Origin of the sequence: Vibrio sp. Y42_MX_L11 (assembly GCF_024181785.1) — a bacterium.
Classification (GTDB): Bacteria; Pseudomonadota; Gammaproteobacteria; order Enterobacterales; family Vibrionaceae; genus Vibrio; species Vibrio diabolicus.
Genome location: NZ_JAMZAP010000044.1, coordinates 1,276 through 3,033, shown reverse-complemented (window position 1 = coordinate 3,033; position 1,758 = coordinate 1,276). Strand labels below are relative to the sequence as shown.

The 1,758-nt window shown below is 52.8% G+C and carries 1 rRNA gene (only partly in view); it reads right to left on the bottom strand.

The features are described from left to right. Positions 1-30: 30 nt before the first annotated feature. Positions 31-1,758, bottom strand: a 23S ribosomal RNA gene (locus NL643_RS22645) (it continues 1,253 nt past the right edge of the window).

Here is a 1,758-nt window from a genome sequence, read left to right as displayed (position 1 = left end):
TTGAGTCCATCAAAACCCCTTGGGTGTTGTATGGTTAAGCCTCACGGGCAATTAGTACAGGTTAGCTCAACGCCTCACAACGCTTACACACCCTGCCTATCAACGTCGTAGTCTACGACAACCCTTTAGGATACTTAAAGTATCAGGGAGAACTCATCTCAAGGCTCGCTTCCCGCTTAGATGCTTTCAGCGGTTATCGATCCCGAACTTAGCTACCGGGCAATGCGTCTGGCGACACAACCCGAACACCAGAGGTTCGTCCACTCCGGTCCTCTCGTACTAGGAGCAGCCCCTTTCAATTCTCCAACGCCCACGGCAGATAGGGACCGAACTGTCTCACGACGTTCTAAACCCAGCTCGCGTACCACTTTAAATGGCGAACAGCCATACCCTTGGGACCGACTTCAGCCCCAGGATGTGATGAGCCGACATCGAGGTGCCAAACACCGCCGTCGATATGAACTCTTGGGCGGTATCAGCCTGTTATCCCCGGAGTACCTTTTATCCGTTGAGCGATGGCCCTTCCATTCAGAACCACCGGATCACTATGACCTGCTTTCGCACCTGCTCGAATTGTCATTCTCGCAGTCAAGCGGGCTTATGCCATTGCACTAACCTCACGATGTCCAACCGTGATTAGCCCACCTTCGTGCTCCTCCGTTACGCTTTGGGAGGAGACCGCCCCAGTCAAACTACCCACCAGGCACTGTCCGCAACCCCGATAAGGGGTCGACGTTAGAACATCAACACTACAAGGGTGGTATTTCAAGGACGGCTCCACGCAATCTAGCGACTGCGCTTCAAAGCCTCCCACCTATCCTACACATGTAGGGTCAATGTTCAGTGCCAAGCTGTAGTAAAGGTTCACGGGGTCTTTCCGTCTAGCCGCGGGTACACTGCATCTTCACAGCGATTTCAATTTCACTGAGTCTCGGGTGGAGACAGCGTGGCCATCATTACGCCATTCGTGCAGGTCGGAACTTACCCGACAAGGAATTTCGCTACCTTAGGACCGTTATAGTTACGGCCGCCGTTTACCGGGGCTTCGATCAAGAGCTTCGACCGAAGTCTAACCCCATCAATTAACCTTCCGGCACCGGGCAGGCGTCACACCGTATACGTCATCTTGCGATTTTGCACAGTGCTGTGTTTTTAATAAACAGTTGCAGCCACCTGGTATCTGCGACTCTCAATAGCTCCATCCGCGAGGGACTTCACCGTCGAGAGCGTACCTTCTCCCGAAGTTACGGTACCATTTTGCCTAGTTCCTTCACCCGAGTTCTCTCAAGCGCCTTGGTATTCTCTACCCGACCACCTGTGTCGGTTTGGGGTACGATTCCTTACAATCTGAAGCTTAGAGGCTTTTCCTGGAAGCATGGCATCAATGACTTCACATCCGTAGATGCTCGACGTCGTGTCTCAGCCTTAAGAGAAACCGGATTTACCTAATTTCTCAGCCTACGCACTTGAACCTGGACAACCGTCGCCAGGCCCACCTAGCCTTCTCCGTCCCCCCATCGCAATTGTAAGAAGTACGGGAATATTAACCCGTTTCCCATCGACTACGCCTTTCGGCCTCGCCTTAGGGGTCGACTTACCCTGCCCCGATTAACGTTGGACAGGAACCCTTGGTCTTCCGGCGAGGAGGTTTTTCACCCCCTTTATCGTTACTCATGTCAGCATTCGCACTTCTGATACGTCCAGCATGCGTTACCACACACCTTCAACCGCTTACAGAACGCTCCCCTACCCAATACT